At 39.1% G+C, this 18,519-nt stretch carries 15 protein-coding genes; 4 read left to right on the top strand and 11 right to left on the bottom strand.

Going from position 1 to position 18,519, the window contains the following annotated elements; genetic code table 11:
- Positions 1-48 precede the first annotated feature (48 nt).
- The 4 genes from I4641_RS00130 to I4641_RS00145 all read right to left on the bottom strand — a co-directional run bounded on the left by I4641_RS00130 (position 49) and on the right by I4641_RS00145 (position 5,382).
- The gene (locus I4641_RS00130; RefSeq protein WP_229638387.1) at positions 49-993 is read right to left on the bottom strand and encodes a hypothetical protein; all 945 of its coding nucleotides are present in this window, start codon (positions 991-993) and stop codon (positions 49-51) included.
- A 123-nt stretch (positions 994-1,116) separates the two neighbouring features.
- The gene (locus I4641_RS00135; RefSeq protein ID WP_229638388.1) at positions 1,117-2,718 is read right to left on the bottom strand and encodes a 2-isopropylmalate synthase; all 1,602 of its coding nucleotides are present in this window, start codon (positions 2,716-2,718) and stop codon (positions 1,117-1,119) included.
- A 237-nt stretch (positions 2,719-2,955) separates the two neighbouring features.
- Positions 2,956-3,486 carry a LabA-like NYN domain-containing protein gene (locus I4641_RS00140; RefSeq protein ID WP_229638389.1) on the bottom strand — a complete coding sequence of 177 codons (531 nt, stop codon included), beginning with the start codon at positions 3,484-3,486 and terminating at the stop codon, positions 2,956-2,958.
- Between the two features lie 498 nt (positions 3,487-3,984).
- Complete coding sequence (locus tag I4641_RS00145; RefSeq protein WP_229638390.1) at positions 3,985-5,382, bottom strand: glycoside hydrolase 100 family protein; 1,398 nt, start codon at positions 5,380-5,382, stop codon at positions 3,985-3,987.
- A gap of 467 nt (positions 5,383-5,849) precedes the next feature.
- On the opposite strand from I4641_RS00145, the gene I4641_RS00150 reads away from it, so the two are divergent.
- Positions 5,850-6,416 carry a hypothetical protein gene (locus I4641_RS00150; protein WP_229638391.1) on the top strand — a complete coding sequence of 189 codons (567 nt, stop codon included), beginning with the start codon at positions 5,850-5,852 and terminating at the stop codon, positions 6,414-6,416.
- A gap of 586 nt (positions 6,417-7,002) precedes the next feature.
- Complete coding sequence (gene pruA / locus I4641_RS00155; protein WP_229638392.1) at positions 7,003-9,996, top strand: L-glutamate gamma-semialdehyde dehydrogenase; 2,994 nt, start codon at positions 7,003-7,005, stop codon at positions 9,994-9,996.
- A gap of 210 nt (positions 9,997-10,206) precedes the next feature.
- Here the strand turns inward: pruA and dxs are convergent, their stop codons facing one another.
- From dxs to I4641_RS00185, 6 genes are all read right to left on the bottom strand, one after another.
- Positions 10,207-12,126 carry a 1-deoxy-D-xylulose-5-phosphate synthase gene (gene dxs / locus I4641_RS00160; RefSeq protein WP_229638393.1) on the bottom strand — a complete coding sequence of 640 codons (1,920 nt, stop codon included), beginning with the start codon at positions 12,124-12,126 and terminating at the stop codon, positions 10,207-10,209.
- A 324-nt stretch (positions 12,127-12,450) separates the two neighbouring features.
- Positions 12,451-12,894 (bottom strand): Na-translocating system protein MpsC family protein, encoded by a 444-nt coding sequence (locus I4641_RS00165; RefSeq protein WP_229638394.1) that lies wholly within the window; start codon positions 12,892-12,894, stop codon positions 12,451-12,453.
- 179 nt (positions 12,895-13,073) lie between these two features.
- On the bottom strand, positions 13,074-13,946 hold the full coding sequence (locus tag I4641_RS00170; RefSeq protein WP_229638395.1) for a mechanosensitive ion channel family protein: 873 nt from the start codon (positions 13,944-13,946) through the stop codon (positions 13,074-13,076).
- A gap of 7 nt (positions 13,947-13,953) precedes the next feature.
- Positions 13,954-15,168, bottom strand: coding sequence for a hypothetical protein (locus tag I4641_RS00175; protein ID WP_229638396.1), 1,215 nt, complete (start codon positions 15,166-15,168; stop codon positions 13,954-13,956).
- Entirely contained in the window at positions 15,134-16,129 is a 996-nt protein-coding gene (locus tag I4641_RS00180; RefSeq protein WP_229638397.1) for a mechanosensitive ion channel family protein, read from the bottom strand. Before I4641_RS00180 ends, I4641_RS00175 begins: the two co-directional genes overlap by 35 nt.
- Before the next feature lie 146 nt (positions 16,130-16,275).
- Complete coding sequence (locus I4641_RS00185; protein ID WP_229638398.1) at positions 16,276-16,557, bottom strand: hypothetical protein; 282 nt, start codon at positions 16,555-16,557, stop codon at positions 16,276-16,278.
- 175 nt (positions 16,558-16,732) lie between these two features.
- Between I4641_RS00185 and I4641_RS00190 the strand changes: the two genes are divergently transcribed.
- Positions 16,733-17,584, top strand: a complete 852-nt coding sequence (locus I4641_RS00190; protein WP_229638399.1) for an alpha/beta fold hydrolase — start codon at positions 16,733-16,735, stop codon at positions 17,582-17,584.
- Between the two features lie 35 nt (positions 17,585-17,619).
- Here I4641_RS00190 and I4641_RS00195 read toward each other — a convergent pair whose 3' ends face one another.
- The gene (locus tag I4641_RS00195; RefSeq protein WP_229638400.1) at positions 17,620-18,030 is read right to left on the bottom strand and encodes a hypothetical protein; all 411 of its coding nucleotides are present in this window, start codon (positions 18,028-18,030) and stop codon (positions 17,620-17,622) included.
- A 67-nt stretch (positions 18,031-18,097) separates the two neighbouring features.
- On the opposite strand from I4641_RS00195, the gene I4641_RS00200 reads away from it, so the two are divergent.
- Positions 18,098-18,511, top strand: a complete 414-nt coding sequence (locus tag I4641_RS00200) for a nuclease A inhibitor family protein (RefSeq protein ID WP_229638401.1) — start codon at positions 18,098-18,100, stop codon at positions 18,509-18,511.
- Positions 18,512-18,519 lie beyond the last annotated feature (8 nt).

Genomic DNA, 18,519 nt, shown 5'->3' on the forward strand with positions numbered 1-18,519 from the left:
TATTAATTATTACTTATTACTTATTACTTATTACTTATTAATATTTTTTTATCGTATAAATTTAGGATAAAAAGAGCGAATATAATTACCCCGATTACCATCCAACTCAATATTTCGATATAGTGCCAAGTCATAAACTGCACCATTAATAGTTGTTCTTCTTTTTTCTTTTTCAAATTTATAGTTAGCTAAACTTTCATAATAAGCTACTGTTCCCATTGCTATTTCGCATTCTGGACTCGTACCAACAAAAAAGCAACCCTTTTTCTTAAATAATTCTATAGCAAGATTACTTTTCACATCACAATCTTGCCAAAGCATTTGCACCGCCACCACATAAGGATTATCAATACCTATATTTCCTTGAAGTTCATAATTGTGACCTCGATAATTAACTTGTTGTTGTTGTTCGTCCAGATAAAACTTAACCCAAGAATGATAGCCTGAAATCTCTCCAGAAATGCGATCGCTTGTTTTTTCCTTGAGATCGTATTTGCCTTCCCCAACAAATATATGTTCAAATCCAGAAGTATCCCTAACTGAAAAATTGCCAAAATAATTAGTATATAAATCGAACCAAATACTTTTTAAGGTTAATTCAAAATTAGCTATAGATGTTTCAAAATTAAGATTGCGATAAATATAATTGCGCGCAATTTCGATTGGTTTGGTTGGCAAAATATCATCAATAAACTGCTCTATTTCTGCTTTTTCTAATTTAGTAACTACTTCTGATTTCTGATTGTCGAATTGATAGTTATCCAACAATTTAATCAAACTCACATAAGTAGGAATAGTATTTAATTTTTCTTCATTAACTCGATAAAACAGTGGTTTGCGTGCCAAATCTAGATCCTGTCGTCGGGAGGCTGCAATTTGTTCGTCTAGTAGGATATCTGCATTGGGGTCGATCCATTGTCCGTTAAGATCCCGAGGACTAACTAAAAACTTATGACGATCGCAATTCCAAATCTGTTGATATATATCCGTCACAATCTAGTTTCCTATTTATCTTGATTTATAGCCAATAATATTTAATTTAGGATTAGTTGGCAAAAAAAAGTGATCGCTTTATCAGTAAATGCGATCGCTTGTTAAAAATCATTTTCAATCGGACTAAACGCCTACTTGAGACTCGACTTTAGTTTCTTCTTGCAAAGCAGCAAAGAGACGATTTAACGCCTTGATATAAGCCCTAGCAGAAGCAACAATAATATCCGTATTAGCAGCACGTCCCGAATAAACCCTGTCATTATGACGGAGGCGAATCGTTACCTCGCCAATAGCGTCAATACCTGCGGTAACGGATTGGACGGAGAATTCAATTAACTCGTTAGGGATGTTTGTCACGCGGTTAATTGCCTTATAAATTGCGTCAACTGGCCCCGTACCAATTGCTGCATCGGTTAATTCCTCCCCATTTGGGGTACGAAGAGTTACGGTTGCAGTAGGACGAGAGCGATCGCCACAGGAAATTTGTACTAGTTCTAAACGGAATAATTCGGGGGGTTGTCGAATTTCATCGCTAACAATAGCTTCAATATCCCAGTCGCTAATTTCTTTTTTCTTATCTGCAACCTCTTTAAAGCGGACAAAGGCTTTATTGAGGTCAGTTTCTGATAGCTCAAAGCCTAATTCTTTTAGGCGAGTGCGAAAAGCATTGCGTCCAGAATGTTTGCCTAAAACAATCTGCTTGTTATCGCTTAATCCAATAGACTCCGCGTCCATAATTTCGTAGGTTAGCTTATTTTTAAGCACTCCGTCTTGATGAATGCCCGACTCGTGAGCAAAAGCATTCGCTCCCACAATAGCTTTGTTAGGCTGTACCATAACCCCCGTACGGTTAGATACTAGGCGAGAAGTCTTGTAAATTTGCTTAGTATCAATATTCGTTAAGGGTGCGGTTGATTCGGTTGGTCTGCCCAAGAAAGGATTAAAATACTGACGACGGACGTGGAGAGCCATAACAAGCTCTTCTAAGGCTGCATTTCCCGCACGCTCTCCGATACCATTGATGGTACATTCTAGCTGTCTTGCACCGTTTTTAACTGCTTCGAGGAAGTTAGCCACAGCCAAACCCAAATCGTTGTGTCCGTGGACAGAAACCACTGCTTGATCGATGTTAGGCACATTTTCGCAAATACCTTTAATCAATTCGCCAAATTCTGTAGGAGTAGTGTAACCCACAGTATCGGGAATATTAATTGTAGTTGCCCCTGCTGCGATCGCAGCTTCTAATACTTGATAAAGATACTGGGAATCTGTCCGCACTGCATCCATCGGCGAAAACTCCACATCCTCCATAAAGGATTTCGCGTAAGCCACCATTTCTTGGGCGATGTCCAAGACTTCCGAGCGAGATTTCTTTAGCTGATACTCCAAATGAATATCCGAAGTAGAAATAAAAGTATGAATCCTTCCTTTTGCAGCAGGTGCTAATGCCTCAGCAGCAGCCTTAATATCTGCCTTGATTGCTCTTGCCAAACTACAAATAACTGGACCATCTTGCGTACCCACTTGTTTGGCGATCTTCTGTACTGCTTCAAAATCTCCAGGACTAGCAAAAGCGAATCCAGCTTCAATTACATCAACTCCCAGACGGGATAGAGAATGGGCAATTTCTAGTTTTTCTTCAACATTGAGAGTCGCGCCAGGAGATTGTTCTCCATCTCTTAAAGTAGTGTCGAAAATAATAATGCGGTCTTGTGAATTGTCCATAATCTAAACTTTGTAGATCGTTGTTGATAGATCGTTGCTTGTTTTGTGTTGCTTGATTCTTAGGCTAATAGCTATTAACTTGCTAAAAAGCCATCGGGTTGTTTTTTGAATCCCGATTGAGCAACATTACTTAAGAATTATAGGCTATATTTCCCAAGAGAAGAAGTAGAAATGCGATCGCCTTATTATAAGGCGATCGCATTCCGAAAAATTGTCAATTGTTAATTATCAATTAATTTAAAAGTCGCTTTTCTCTATATGACCCCGCACATCATTTAGATCTATATATCTGTCTGTGGCGTTGCGTAGCTCTCTGGCAATCATGCCCTCTGTAGAAACTACGGTAATATGAGTATTTTTAGAACGCAATAGTTCGATCGCTCGTTCAAAATCTCCATCTCCACTGAATAGGATCACGCGATCGTATTGTTCGACGGTGTTGAACATATCTACAACAATTTCTATATCTAGATTAGCCTTTTGGGAGTAACGACCAGAAGCATCGTCATAATATTCCTTAAGGATTTTGGTTCGTACTGTATAACCCAAACTAATCAGAGCATCTCTGAAGCCTCTTTGATCTTGAGCATCTTTTAAACCCGTATACCAAAAAGCATTGATTAAAACTACTGTAGGATCTTGGGTAAAATATTCTAATACTCTTCTGGGGTCAAAAAACCAACCATTCTTCTGTTGAGCGTAGAACATATTATTGCCATCTACGAAGATAGACAAGCGATCTCTAACGTATTTTCCATGAGATTCCATATAACTTTTTTCCTATAAGAACTTAAATATATTTAGTCACCACAGATTAACTCGCCTTAATTTAGACGAAACCTGGAATGATTGTCGGTTAAAATAACCAGCGCGATAGATTGTTGGGATTGAGACTACGATCGCAACATCTTTAGATGAATAAACCCGCAGAAATGACCACGACCAAGTATTTTAAATATTAATATTGGACGATAAGCATTAATTTATTATGGTGTAAAAACCCGAATAAAAATTAGTTTAGGCATATTTCATATATATCCCAGTTTAGGACAAAAAAAACCTGTATAACAATTTAATTTGCTAATGCAAGATTTTTTTACATCTCTACCTGTAATCTAGCGAACAAAAAGTAAATTTCTCGCCAACTAATTGAGTTAAATTTATTAAATCGAATAAGAAAAAGCATTCTTACTATCCTGGAAGAGAGCGATCGCTTTTAAATCAAGAAATCATAAAAAGTGTAGTTTTTTTGAACTTTCTTAATAGTTAGATCGTACAGGTGATCGCTTCTGTATCTTCTTCAAAACAGACATAATTGAGACAGTCTGGATTTTCTCTTAATAATTTTGCCAGTAGCCATCCCGCGATCGTCCATGTTTGAAATTTACGAGAAGATTTTCCGATCAAACGACCATTTTTACCATCATAATATTCGGGCCATTCATCGTTCATCAAGCGTATTTCCGCAATCTCCATGGCTCGGTCTGCTAAATCCCCCCGTCCCATTTTCTGACAAGCAGCCATCATCATCCACAATAATACTGGCCAGCTACCGCCATTGTGATAAGACCAAGGGGTATTTTTGGGATCGCAACCAGTGATAATTTTCCAAGTCAAACCTTTAATAGCTGGATAGCATAGCTTCATTGGCATTTTTCCGACCAAATCTGACCAGCGATGCTCGATCAGGTTTAATATATCCTCTGACTGTTTTTCTGTAGTCAAAGATCCCATAATGGCTGTTAGATTACCCAAGGCGAAAAAACGAAAGTCCATTTTTCCTGGCCCCAAATTTCCTGCTAAATAACCTCCAACATCAGGCATCCAATCCGTTAACCAATAGGGAATAGATTCGGGATAGATATTAAATTTATTAACTACCGACTCCCCAAATTGTTCTGCTTCGTAACGATGAATTTGATTTAATTTTTGCAGATCGAGCCAATAATAATCCCTTAGGTGAAAGTTTAAACTACCCAAGCGATTGTTTATTTTGTCAGTTAAAGCTTGACCAGCTTCATCATTGACCAACATTTCGCGAGCAGCCCGCAAAGCCATATAAAATAGAGACTGTATTTCTAGAGGATGTCCGCTCAATCCCATCGGGCGATCAATCATACAAGCACCATCGGGGACGAGTAAGGTAGGAGTCATCTCGAATTGAGGGCCCAAGCATATTTCTAAGATAAAGATGAGAGCTTCTTGAAAACTATCGCTTTTAGCCAGTGTCTCGTCTCCCGTAGCCTTGACATAAGCTCGTAACAAAATAACCCACCACAGACAAGAATCAATCGGCGTAACTCGCCCGATCGCCTTATCCCCAAAGTCCGCATGGAGGTATTGACTATCTCCTTGAGATTCTACTTTAAAGCTGGCTGGCATTAAACCTGTGGGTGGTTGATAACAGTCGATGCGCCTTTTTTTCTTCTGCAATACAACAGTTTCAATCAAGAAATTATAAACAATATCTGTCTTACCTTGAATCAAAAATACTAAAGCAGCAGGAATAAAATCGCGAATAAAACACTGATCGTAATTTAGAGCATCTCTTTCTGAATCTGTAGCTGCTACAGCCCCGACAGCTTGTTCTTTATAATAAATAATTGATTGTTCTAAAAGTTTGTTTGCTTGTTGTTCGATGGTTTCTTTTGCGATTAAGACCATAATTGAAAAATAACTAAAATAAATTTTGCCAATTAATTATAGGAATAAATATTTATTTTTTTTAAGATATATAAACCCATTTGGAGCAAAGACACTCGTATTATAAGATGGTTTGCTTGCAATCTTATCGCGATCGCTATTTATTTTTTTAGATCGGTAATTTTTTTTACTCTAAAAGTGTCTATCTCGATCGCAAATTCACATCCAAGGAAAATTGTTAAATTCAAAATGTTGAGTGGGAATTATAAGTGTGATGACAAACAAAGTATAGATTTAATTTAACTTCACACTTTAGATACACTCACCATGATTATGGGCGCAAAAAACAAGAGCATTTTCCTAAATGGACAACGGAACTAACTATCGGTAATAATAATAATTTAAACTTAAAGTTATTTGAATCTAGATTAGAACTATATTTTCAAATCAAAGAAATAGACATTAAAATCAGTAGTAAAAAAAATTACTTGGAAATTTTACTCGAATCGGAAAATGTTCTAGGAAAAAGAAAATGTCTTGCATTAATCAAGAAAATACTAACTGAATCCCAAGAAAGTAAAATAGATAGTATTAAAGTTTATGGGCGTAAAAAACAAGAGCATTTTCCTGAATGGACGACTGAACTAACTATCAGCAATAAAGTTACAGTCAATATTACCGAACTTGCACAAAAAAGAAATATTGAATCTATTATTGCTGTGCTTTATGGCGATTTAAATACAAATGCAATTGATGTCAAAGCTAGCTGGAAAGATGATTGCTTGCGAATAACGCTTGTATCCGAGAAAGAGCTTTCACCAAAGTTTGCTTCTACGATTAAAAATAAAATTTTTGACTTAGATATAGAAAATTGTAAAAAAATTAGAATTTGCAGTCAGCTAACGAATGACGATTTTCCTGATTGGTTAGAAGAATTTAATAAAGAGAAATTCCAATCTCCTGAAATTACTAGACCATCCGTAGCTATTTCTTCAACAGCCAGTAAATTAGCTTTGCTAAACAAGGAGATGCTGAAGCAATTGCTTATTCTTTAAATTATCTTCTCAAAGATCGCCAAACAACAGCAACAGTAATAATTAAAAATGACTGGCTACAAATTACTCTTCAAAGTAACAAAGCTCCTAACCAATATTATCTAGTTTCCTATATAACTAATTTTGTTAAAAAACTAGAATTAACACAAATTAATAATCTTCAAATAAATGCTTGGCGAAAGGAAGCTAATTTTAGATTTTGGAGTGAAACTATATTCTTTAGTTGAATTTTTGGTAATAGTTCTTTAGTAGTCTGGAATTCTATTTCTCAAACTGCAACTTCTATAGAAAATAGCGATCGCCTTTCTCTTTCCAGAAAATGTCTGGAATCTCTAACATTTATCGTTTTGAAAGCCTATAGATTCTATAATTATAAGCTTGTTCGAGAATTTTACTAAGAGATCGAGCTGGGTAAAGCCAAGTAACATCCAACAATCAAGATTATTGATCTACAGTGCATCTAAAATTATTACCTGGGACTGAATAAATAAAATTAGACAATCCGTAATATTGGGATGTATGAATCTATCGAGATCGATATAGACAAAATTCAATCAGTTGTTCGTAATTCGGAGTAAGTGAATAAGTGGTAGTCCAAGCAAATAAAGTTCAAATAAGCGATCGCTATGAAGCAAAAACCCAAGAGATTGCTAAAGAATTAATCAAAAGCACTAGGGATAACAATATCTTTAGCAAAATGCGCGACAGTATGCGTTGGGATGATAAAGTCTTGGACTGGACTATGGCAAACCCTGGTTTGCGGGTACAAATGTTCCGCTTTATCGATACGATTCCCTCACTGCAAAGTAAAGCGGAAATCGCCAATCACTTCCAGCAATATATGAGTGCAGAAGAGGTTGAGTTACCCAGCGCGCTGAAGGGGATGATTAATTTTAGCAGTGCTGAGTCTTTACCAGCCCAAACCGCAGCAGCTACTATTACTAAAGCAGTAGAAACCCTGGCTTATAAATATATATCGGGGAAAAATATTAATGAGGTGATGAAAACTATCGCACGTCTGCGTAAAGATGGGATGACCTATTCTATCGATTTATTAGGCGAAGCGGTAATTACCGAAACCGAAGCCCAAGATTATCTACAACGCTATTTAGATTTAATCGAACAGTTGACCCAACAGGCTAAAAATTGGCAACGTAAAGAAGGAATCGATCTAGCTGACGGGGAAGAGTTACCCCAGGTACAGGTGTCGGTTAAGCTAACTGCATTTTATTCCCAGTTTGATCCCTTAGATCCTGTAGGTAGTAAAGAGCAAGTATGCGATCGCATTCGCATCTTGTTACGTAAAGCAGCAGAATTGGGCGCAGCAATCCATTTTGATATGGAACAATATCGCTACAAGGATCTTACCCTACAGATTCTTAAAGAGTTATTGATGGAAGAAGAATTTCGCAGCCGTACAGATTTAGGTATGACTCTCCAGGCATATCTAAGGGATTCTTATCAAGACTTGCAAGGTTTAATTGCCTGGGCAAAAGAGAGAGGAAATCCTTTAACTGTTAGATTAGTAAAAGGAGCATATTGGGATCAAGAAACCATTAAATCAGAGCAAAATCACTGGCAACAGCCCGTATATAACGATAAAGCAGCAACAGATCAAAATTACGAGGGCATGACCCAATTGTTGCTCGAAAACCATGAATATTTATATGCAGCAATTGGCAGCCATAATGTGCGCTCCCAGGCTTTAGCTTGTGCGATCGCCGAAACTCTTAATATTCCTCCCCGTCGCTTTGAAATGCAGGTTTTATATGGCATGGGAGATAAGTTAGCACAGGCTTTGGTTAAACGGGGACATAGGGTAAGAGTATATTCACCTTATGGTGAATTGTTACCAGGAATGGCTTACTTGATTCGTAGATTATTGGAGAATACGGCAAATAGTTCCTTTATCAAGCAAAATCAATCAGACAAACCAGTTGAGGAGTTAATTGCACCCCCCGTTGTTAATCATGATGATGGTAAAGGAGAACGGCTGTTCTCCCACCCAGATGATTTTCAAGGCGCACCCGATACTGATTATGCAGATACAGAAAAACGTACCAAAGCAGAAGAAGCATTACAGAAAGTAAAACAACAGTTGGGCAAAACCTATCGACCTTTAATTAATGGCGAATATGTAGAAACCGCTAATTATCTTGATTCGGTTAACCCATCTAGAGATAGCGAACTAGTCGGTAAAGTAGGACAAATATCGGTAAAACAAGCAGAGGAAGCGATGAATGCTGCTAAAACCGCTTTCAAATCTTGGAAAAAAACTCCTGCGACTTATAGAGCCAATATACTCCGTAAAGCTGCCGATCTAATGGAAGAAAGGCGGAACGAATTAAACGCCTGGATCTGTTTAGAAGTAGGTAAAATAATTCCTCAAGCAGATGGGGAAGTTAGCGAGGCGATCGATTTTTGTCGCTACTACGCTCGCGAAATGGAAAGATTAGACAGTGGCATAAATTATGATATCGCAGGAGAAAACAACCGCTACTTCTATCAACCCAAAGGTATTGCGGTAGTCATATCCCCCTGGAACTTTCCTTTTGCGATCGCCACTGGAATGACTGTTGCTGCTTTGGTAACAGGTAACTGTACCCTGCTCAAACCTGCTGCGACTTCTTCTGTTATTGCTGCGAAAATCGCCGAGATTTTAGTCGATGCGGGCATTCCCAAAGGAGTCTTTCAATATGTCCCTGGTAAGGGTTCGGAAGTTGGTTCATATTTAGTAGAACATAAAGACACCCACGTAATTGCCTTTACGGGATCGAGAGAAGTCGGCTGTCGTATTTATGCCGAAGCAGCCAAATTAAAACCAGGACAAAAACACCTCAAGCGAGTCATTGCGGAAATGGGTGGTAAAAATGCCATTGTCGTTGATGAAAGTGCCGATTTAGATCAAGCGGTAGTAGGAGTTGTCCAATCAGCCTTTGGCTATAGCGGTCAAAAGTGTTCTGCTTGTTCGCGAGTAATTGTTTTGTCTAATATTTACGATGCTTTCTTAGAAAGGCTGGTTGAAGCTACCAAGTCTCTCAATGTTGGTGCATCAGACGATCCTAGCGTGCAAATGAGTTCGGTAATTGATGCTACAGCACGCGATCGCATTTTAGAATACATCGAGGCTGGCAAACAACAAAGTCAGCTAGTATTAGAATTGCCCACTCCTGAAGGCGGTTACTATATTCCCCCGACTATCTTTGCAGGAGTTGAACCAGACCATACTATTGCTCAAGAGGAAATCTTTGGCCCTGTATTAGCCGTAATCAAAGCAGATAATTTTGATACAGCTTTAGAGATAGCTAACGGTACAGATTACGCCTTGACTGGTGGCTTATATTCCCGCACTCCCAGTCATATCGAACAGGCATCTGGCGAGTTTGAAGTAGGCAATCTTTATATCAACCGCAACATTACTGGGGCGATTGTTGCTCGTCAACCCTTTGGTGGTTTCAAACTATCTGGTGTTGGTTCAAAAGCAGGGGGACCCGATTATTTACTGCAATTTCTCGATCCTCGGGTAGTGACAGAGAATATTCAGCGTCAGGGATTTGCACCCATTGAAGGAAATGAATAATTACTCTCGTCCTTTCTGTAAAACTATCTAAAAAAATCCCAATGAAAAAGGTTTCGGGAGTCTTGCCGTGTTTCGACCCCAAAACCTTTTTCTCTTACACTTACTCCTCACACACAATTAATAGTTTATAGTCCTTACCAGATATATGTGATATTTGGGTGACAGTTTATATATCGTCATAATATTAACACCTGACTACTATTGTGTTTCTTATTGACTAACTACAGAAGGCTCTTTTTTCTTGCTATCAAAGAAAGTATTTAAGATATTTTCTGCCATCTGAGGACTACTTAAGCCCAAACTAGCCTTAGATTCATCGGGAGTAGCGTGGTCGACTAATCTATCGGGTACGCCAAAGCGTTTGACAGGAACGAGAATATCTTGTTCTTGGAGAGCTTCTAATACTGCCGAACCAAAGCCACCCATCAAGCAGCCCTCTTCCATAGTAACAACTTTTCCAATCTGTTTGGCTAAAGGAGCAATAAGATCCATATCTAGAGGCTTAACAAAGCGGGCATTAATTACCGTCGCTTCGATGCCGTGTTCGCTTAAGATCTCTGCTACCTGTAGTGCGGGATATACCTGAGTTCCATAACCAACAAGAAGTAGGTCGTCTCCGCTGCGAAGAATTTCCCCTTTCCCGATTTCAATAGCTTCCCATCCCTCTTCCATTAAAGGAACACCAACACCATTACCACGAGGATAGCGCATAGCGATCGCCCCGTCATTATAGTTGATGCCTGTAACTACCATTCGTTGCAATTCTGCTTCATCTTTGGGAGCCATGACTACAATATTAGGAATACAACGTAGATAAGCAATATCGTACATTCCTTGGTGAGTAGGGCCATCTGCACCGACAATTCCCGCCCGATCTAAACAGAAGAAAACGGGTAATTTTTGAATGCAGATATCATGGATAATCTGATCGTAGGCTCGTTGTAAGAAAGTAGAATAAATAGCAGCTACGGGTTTGATCCCTTCACAAGCCATACCTGCTGCCAAGGTTATAGCGTGTTGTTCGGCAATACCCACATCAACATACTGCTTGGGCAATTTGCGCTGTAAGATGTCCAAACCCGTGCCTGTTGCCATAGCAGCAGTAATACCCACAATGTTGGGGTCATTTTCTGCCAGGGTAGTTAAAGTATCGGCAAACACTTTACAGTATTTGGGCGGCTTGGGCTTAGTTGCAGGAATAGCTTTTCCTGTCGCTAAATTAAAAGGACTTTGAGCGTGATAACCTACTCGATCCTTTTCAGCGATCGCATATCCTTTCCCTTTTACCGTTGCCACATGAACTAACACAGGACCTGGTACTTTATGCGCCTGTTTAAAGGTGGAGATTAATTCTTCTAGATTATGACCATCAACTGGGCCAAAATACTTAAAGCCCAATTCTTCGATTACCGCACCTACTTTGGGTACTGCCAAGCGTTTCATGCCTTCTTTGAGTCTTTCCATTTCGGGAGTCAAAGACTCGCCAACAAAAGGTAGCTGCTTAAATTGCTCTTCTAAGTTATCAGAAAGAAACTGTACGGGGTCAGATAGGCGAACTTTGTTTAAATAGCGAGAAATTGCACCTACGTTGGGAGAAATAGACATTTCGTTGTCATTCAACACCACCATCAAGTTCGTGTGGGGTAAATGTCCTGCGTGGTTGATTGCTTCTAGTGCCATTCCTCCAGTCAAAGCACCATCACCAATAATTGCCACACATTTAAAATCTTCTCCTTTAGCATCTCTAGCCATTGCCATCCCCAAGGCAGCAGAAATACTAGTAGAGGCGTGTCCAGCACCAAAATGATCGAACTTGTTTTCGCTTCTTTTGAGATAGCCCGCGACACCATCTTTTTGACGCAGACTATCAAAGTCGTTGTATCTACCCGTCAGCAATTTATGAGGATAGGCTTGATGTCCCACGTCCCAGGTGACTTTATCGCGGTCTAAATCTAAAGTTTGATATAGAGCAATAGTTAATTCTACGACGCCCAGTCCTGGCCCTAAATGACCTCCACTAGTAGCGACGGTTTCTAAATGTTTTTCTCTTATTTGGCGGGCGACATCCTCTAGTTGGCGGATTGATAAACCGTGCAACTGATTGGGGTGAGTTATTTCGCTTAAATGCATACTGCCGTTTTCTCTAATAACAGATTATTTATTCTTAGGTTGAGATAATTATCCTACTTTCTTTGTACATAAAGCTAAAGTTAGATACTTTTCTCAATCCTTGAGTCTAAAAAAGTCTGATTTTAATAGACATTATGATGCCAGAATTTAATGGGTTGCAAGTTGCTCGCGACATCAAGCAACAGCAGGAATATAAGTCTTTACTGATACTATTTAGTTTCTGCTGTCGATCGCCTTAAAGACGAGCAACTAAATAACAGCAAGGCCGATGGAATTCTGTACAAGCCATTCGATCTAGATGAGTTGGTGGCTAAAGTTGGTCAATTAACTCGTGCGATCAATTGACTCGCAGCTATTGCTATTGACCTTGAGCTTGTTAGAAATACGCTTGACATCCCTTAATTCCGGCTTTTGAGACAGCAAAGCAACGATACCTGTGAGATTGTTATTTACGGTTGTCTTGATAGTCATCGCCAGAACTTCAACCCCCAAGACTTTTTCCATAGTAGAAATCAAGTCATTTTTGATGAGAGTATCAATGCGATCGCGTAAATTTTGGACAAAACCATCTTCATTGGAGTTATTAAGCAATTGCTCTAAAGGGGTAATCGGATTTCTGATTGCGATCGCAACTTGCTCGTTTAATAAATGACAACTTACTTTGTCCGTACGACATCCTAGCTGATTGCGATAAAAAGCTTGAATAGATTGAGAAAGATTGCGTTCTATTTCACCACGAGTAGGAAGAGTATTTACCATTTTATTCATAGTCCACTGTTAAAGAGGTTTGCCGATTAGGGTAAGAACATCAATCAAACAGCGATAAATGGTGTTTGATTCCTCAGGGTGCATCGTGAGGAAAAATTTTGTTTTGTTAAGTTAACTTTTATGATTTTAGCTAAGGATTGAAGTTTTTATACTTCACTGGCGTGAGTGATAACCGTATATTATGAGATATTTTTATTTTCTACATCAAACATACGGGGATAGCTAAGTTTGTGTTTGGCAAAAGCACATTTTGCTCTAACGGTCAAATCGGTTTGATAGATAAATTCATCCCGCGCATCGAGGGGATAGGCTTTTAGTTTGAACGAACTTCCCCAAGGTTTTTCTGTCATTACCACTGCAATGGGCAATTTTAAGGCAGTATATTTACTGGTTTGGGCTACTCGATACAGAATTTTACGCACCAGATTAACATCAATTTCGTGGGCAAAATAAAATTCTGTCACCACTTGAGCTTCTAGCGCACCTGCATTGGAGTTGGATAGTGCTTCCGTCCAGATTTTATTATGAGGAATAGTAACTATATTATCGTTAGGGGTTTGGATTTGTACCGATCGCAAACCATAACTAACCACCTCTCCATAATGTTCGCCGATCTTAATGCGATCGCCCACTCCATAGGGAGATTCAAATAAGCCCACAATTCCCGCAATAATCGAACTGGCAAAGTCTTTAAAGGCAAAGCCCAAAGCTACGGCTACCGTACCTGTTACTGCCAGAATGTTCTCTTTGGAAAGATTGAGAAACAAGTTCATCAAAACCACAGTAGCAGTAGTCAATACGATCATCCGCAGAAAAGGCAAAAATTGTTTGACTCGCAAACGCCATTCTTTAGCGATTCTCTCTGACAGCCATAGTACTAACTTGTCTAATATTTTTAGAGTCAGGTATGCAGCCAGAAGAATAAACACTCCTTGAGCGATTTTCCCCGTAGTAATTTTAGAAACAATTTCTCTAGTTTGTTCCGCTGTTTCTTTGGCTGCATCTCCCGCAGACTGAGCTAATAAATAGAATTGATAATTGATAGCGGACACTCGATAGTTACTCCCTAGTGATGATGAAGTTATTACTGGATAATTCTTGTTTTAGTTTGGGATAATAAATGGGGTTGATTTTGACGACGCGATCTTTTTGTTCGGCGACACCTTTGCGCCGTAATATTTCAATTCTTGCTTGCACTTCGGCTTCTTCGTCTCCCAAACTTTCGGCCAATGCAGATATAGTTAAATCGCCGTGTAACAATAGAGAGTATAAAAGATATCGATCTACTTGCTCAAGCTCTGGTAATTCTGGCAGTTTGGGGATCTGGGCGACCAATTTTGACTCTTGCTTTCTTTGGTCTTCCGTTTCATCTCCTTCTGGTTTTTGATAGCGAATAGATTTGAGAAAGCCCTGTACGGCAACAGTACTGACCCCTTTGGAAATAGAAGCCAAACTTGCAAAATAGTTAGTCTGGTTATTTTTATCTCCATCTAGAAGTTGTCGATCCAATCTCGGTTTGTCAAAAACTATATCTAAATCTTGGCAAATTGGAGTAAGCCACTGCTCTAAATCTTCTGAAGCGATCGCGGGCAAAGAAAATACCTCTCCACAATAGGCCTCTAGACTACAGACTGAGTTTAAATATTGCCAACCGACTTGACCCGCGCCAATAATCCAAAAACGGTTTTTAGAACCATTACAGAGCAAATACTGTAAGTATTCTATACCTTCTAAACCTTCAAGAGAGCGCAAAAAACACCAACTAAGATTGGGAATCACTACCACTTCTAAGGGTGTTTCTTCCGAATCATCTTCGACAGACTTCTGCTTGAGATGATGTTCTAATTTCGATCGAGTAGTTTCAATGGCATGAGGTCTTGCCGTCAAGGGTAATAGTTTCATCGGAACTTGCTTCTCGTCCGCCCATTCTTGAAGAGTTTCCGAGAGAATACGAGACACTGTAGTAACGGGACTGCTTAAAATAACAATGGAGTTGTCCGCACCATCAGGCTCGTCTCGCCAGCGATCGTAAACTTTGTTCAAAGCTTCGGCGATCGCTTTTTGGTCGGCGGGGTTACTAGGAAGATTTTCGACAGCTGACCCTAGCTTTTTCTTGATTGCTTGGGGCAACTGAAGTAGAGATTTTTCTGGCTCTTGAGTTTCTTTTCTATCTTTGGTATACCAAGAAAAAAGAAAACTACGTCGATTTGCGAGCCAACTTCTAAATCTTGTTAACATCCTAGCTATGGTTTGTGCGATCGTTTCCTCCGCCACTACTAGCTTGAGCTAATTGCTGTAAAGAATTACCAATGCGTCTGGGTTCGGGGTTATTTCCTTTAGCTGCGGGCCATCCTTCTCGCTGACGAGTGCGATCGCCATCTGTTTCTTCTGTCTGATCGTGGAAGAGAATTTGTTGGGTGGGGAAGGGTAAATCAATCCCCGCAGCTACTAGTTTATTATTTAGCTCGGTCAAAACCGCATCTTGAGTATCCATCGCATCAGCACGACGAGGGGGGTTAATCCACCAACGAGCGCGGATATTAATCGTGCTACCCGCTAAATCTACTACTAATGCTTCTGGAGGTGGATCTTGGAGAGCATCTGTATTGTTGTGCAGCACTTCTAAAATAATTTTTTTGGCTTCTGCAATATCATCGCCATAGCCAATTCCAATATCATATTGCAAGCGACGTTTATCAAATGCCGTGTTTACGGTAACTGAATTGGTGAATAGTTCCGCATTAGGAATGACAATTCTACGTCCATCATAGGTTCTAATAATGGTGGCGCGAGTTTGAATATTCTCTACTGTACCTTCAAATTCTTTGAATATAATCTGATCGTTGAGAGTAAAAGGCTCGGTAATTAGAATTAGAATACCTGCGAGGAAATTTTGCAGAATATCGCGGAAAGCAAATCCAACGGCAACTCCACTTACTCCTAGTAACTGTACTAAGTCTCCTGGCTTGAAAGAAGGAATGATAATTGCCAAGGCGACAAATGTACCGATCAGGATGATAAATCCTTGGGACAGTCGCGCCAATACTAAACCCAGATTACGAGACTGTTTTTTTCGGGTCAGGTTTTTAATTAGTCTTCTGGAGAATTTAGCGACAAACCAAAAAGCAGTAAAAACAACAATTGCAATTATTATATTCGGCAGCAGTTCGATTGTCCCTTTGACCATCTGCAATAACTGTTGCCATGCAGTTTGTAGTGGATTAAGAGATCCCATAATATATTTATACTTAATAATTTATCTTGATTTGGTCTTGTTACGTAAACACAAGACTAATTGAAAAGTTTCAATAAAAAATCTATCTTAGAGTAGGGATGCTTTTTGTTCTAGAGAATTTATCTCTATCCTGAGGCATAGTCAAATTAGAATTCGTCTAAACTATTTCGGCGAAGACTGACTATTGGCTCAATAAAACAGGGGGAGATAATTACGGCGATCGCAAATACAATGGTGGTAACTATGGTTAGCAGAAAAAAATCCAAAAGATCTTCAATTAGTTTGGGTTTAGATTTTTGTACTTGTAAAGGTAGAGGTGTTTCAATTACTCCTCCTGGGGGGAACGCAACCCAAATTCCTAGCTCTAGTTGTCTCGGTTCGCTCCAATTATTTGCTTGACACCATCGTTCTACATCCGTATCGCTCATAGCTCGCCTGTTTTAATATGATTAACTTATTTATTTTCATTCGACCAATATATCCTACCTATTTAGGCGTTTATAGCAGATGTTGAATAGACGTTTTAAATTTTAGTAAATCTTAATCTTTTTACTTAAGACTTGAGACTTTAATTTAATTAATTACTTAATTTACTTAATTCCTATGCCTCTAATCGATGTTCGTGGAGTCAACCATTATTACGAATGGATTCGCCATCCTCAAAGCAAATTTGATAAGCCTGTAATGGTATTTCTTCATGGTTGGGGAGGCTCTGGAAGATATTGGCGCAGCACCGCAGAAGCTTTGGCAGAAGATTTTGATTGTTTATTGTACGATATGCGGGGATTCGGTCGTTCGGTTTTGGAGGAGAATAATCCTAACTTGGGCTACGATATGATAGACTATGCCGAAGATTTGGCAGTATTACTAGATAAGTTAAATCTAAATCGAGTATGTCTGAATGCTCATTCTATGGGAGCGTCGATCGCAACTTTATTTATCAATCGTTATAGTCATAGAATAGCTCGGGCAATTCTGACTTGTAATGGTATTTTTGAATATGATGCCAGGGCATTTGCTGCTTTTCATAAATTTGGGGGATATGTCGTTAAATTCCGCTACAACTGGTTTCTCAAATTCCCTCTAGCGGACAGAATGTTTATGTCGCGGTTTTTACATCGTCCCATTGCAAAAAGCGATCGCATGGCATTTTTAGCAGATTTTTTACTGGCAGACTATGAAGCAGCAGTAGGCACAATTTATACTTCTGTCAGTAAAACCGCAGTAGAAATTATGCCGAAGGAGTTTGCCCAAATTACAGTGCCTACCCTAATGGTATCGGGAGAAAAAGATATTATTATCCCCGCGAAAATGGGCAGACAAGCAGCAGCTTTAAACGATGGCATTAAATACGTAGAATTGCCCGAAACGTCCCACTTCCCTATGCTAGAAGATCCAGAGGCTTATCTCCAAGTAGTCAAAGAGTTTTTACAGGTTGAAAGTGCGGTAGTTTGACGGGCAATATTTTCCTATTTCCTATTTTCTATTTTCTATTTTTCTTTTGATTGTTGTTCTTTTAAATAATTTTGTGCCATTAGTTTCAAGCGATCTCCCTCAAAGACATAATTATCAATCAAGTTTTTCATTTTGATGTGGGGTTGGCGAGCATTGTTTTGTTGTCTTTTCTCCTGGCGCTCGGCTCTATTTCCCTGTCTGGTTACTTGTCGGGCGACACCATGTTTGCCCAAGAGATGCAACCCAATAGCTGCTGCTTCATCTAAACCAAAAGCTTGGTTGGGTTGATTGAGATTTTGTAGTTTAGTATTAACTTCTTGTCTTAGTTTGTGGAGTTGTACTAGAGATTGATTAATCCCCTTGAGTTGCTCCCGCACCGAGTTAGGATTATCTAGATTGAGATGGAGTTGAGCAGCTACCTGTTTAATTTGTTGTAAATTAGCCATAACTTTAAAGATCGATTGAGGATATTTAATCTTAAAAGCTAATAGCTTAAATTAACAGTTGAAATGTATGGAAAATAACAAGATCGATCAAGAACAATTAATCGCACAATTAAATCAAGCAGTCTCAGGCTTGCTATGGCTGAGTGAATCGGACTATCCTTGGCAGGTAGTGTCTTGGCAAAATGAAAGTAATTGCGAGCGCCATATTTTGCGACAACGCTATAATTATCCTCCTGAGATTGAAATAGCCACTACAACTTTGGATTCATTTTTTGCCTCTGCAATCTTAGAGCAAGAATGGCATGATGAGATAGAACAAACAGAAACGAAACGCTATCAAATTTTGTACGATTTGTTGAACGATAATTTAGAGGATCTACGAGTTTTTTTAGTGGGAAAAACAGAAATTGATGTTTTTGTTTTGGGTAAATTAGATCGCAATACAGTTATTGGGTTATCTACCAAACTTATTGCAACTTGATAATTGGT

Origin of the sequence: Waterburya agarophytonicola KI4, assembly GCF_020640915.1 — a bacterium.
Classification (GTDB): domain Bacteria; phylum Cyanobacteriota; class Cyanobacteriia; order Cyanobacteriales; family Xenococcaceae; genus Waterburya; species Waterburya agarophytonicola.

Coding starts and splice junctions, on each gene's coding strand:
- I4641_RS00180 (WP_229638397.1), bottom strand. CDS start 16,129: ATGGGATCTCTTAATCCACTACAAACTGCATGGCAACAGTTATTGCAG.
- I4641_RS00195 (WP_229638400.1), bottom strand. CDS start 18,030: ATGGCTAATTTACAACAAATTAAACAGGTAGCTGCTCAACTCCATCTC.
- dxs (WP_229638393.1), bottom strand. CDS start 12,126: ATGCATTTAAGCGAAATAACTCACCCCAATCAGTTGCACGGTTTATCA.
- I4641_RS00185 (WP_229638398.1), bottom strand. CDS start 16,557: ATGAGCGATACGGATGTAGAACGATGGTGTCAAGCAAATAATTGGAGC.
- I4641_RS00140 (WP_229638389.1), bottom strand. CDS start 3,486: ATGGAATCTCATGGAAAATACGTTAGAGATCGCTTGTCTATCTTCGTA.
- I4641_RS00145 (WP_229638390.1), bottom strand. CDS start 5,382: ATGGTCTTAATCGCAAAAGAAACCATCGAACAACAAGCAAACAAACTT.
- I4641_RS00190 (WP_229638399.1), top strand. CDS start 16,733: ATGCCTCTAATCGATGTTCGTGGAGTCAACCATTATTACGAATGGATT.
- I4641_RS00135 (WP_229638388.1), bottom strand. CDS start 2,718: ATGGACAATTCACAAGACCGCATTATTATTTTCGACACTACTTTAAGA.
- I4641_RS00165 (WP_229638394.1), bottom strand. CDS start 12,894: ATGAATAAAATGGTAAATACTCTTCCTACTCGTGGTGAAATAGAACGC.
- I4641_RS00200 (WP_229638401.1), top strand. CDS start 18,098: ATGGAAAATAACAAGATCGATCAAGAACAATTAATCGCACAATTAAAT.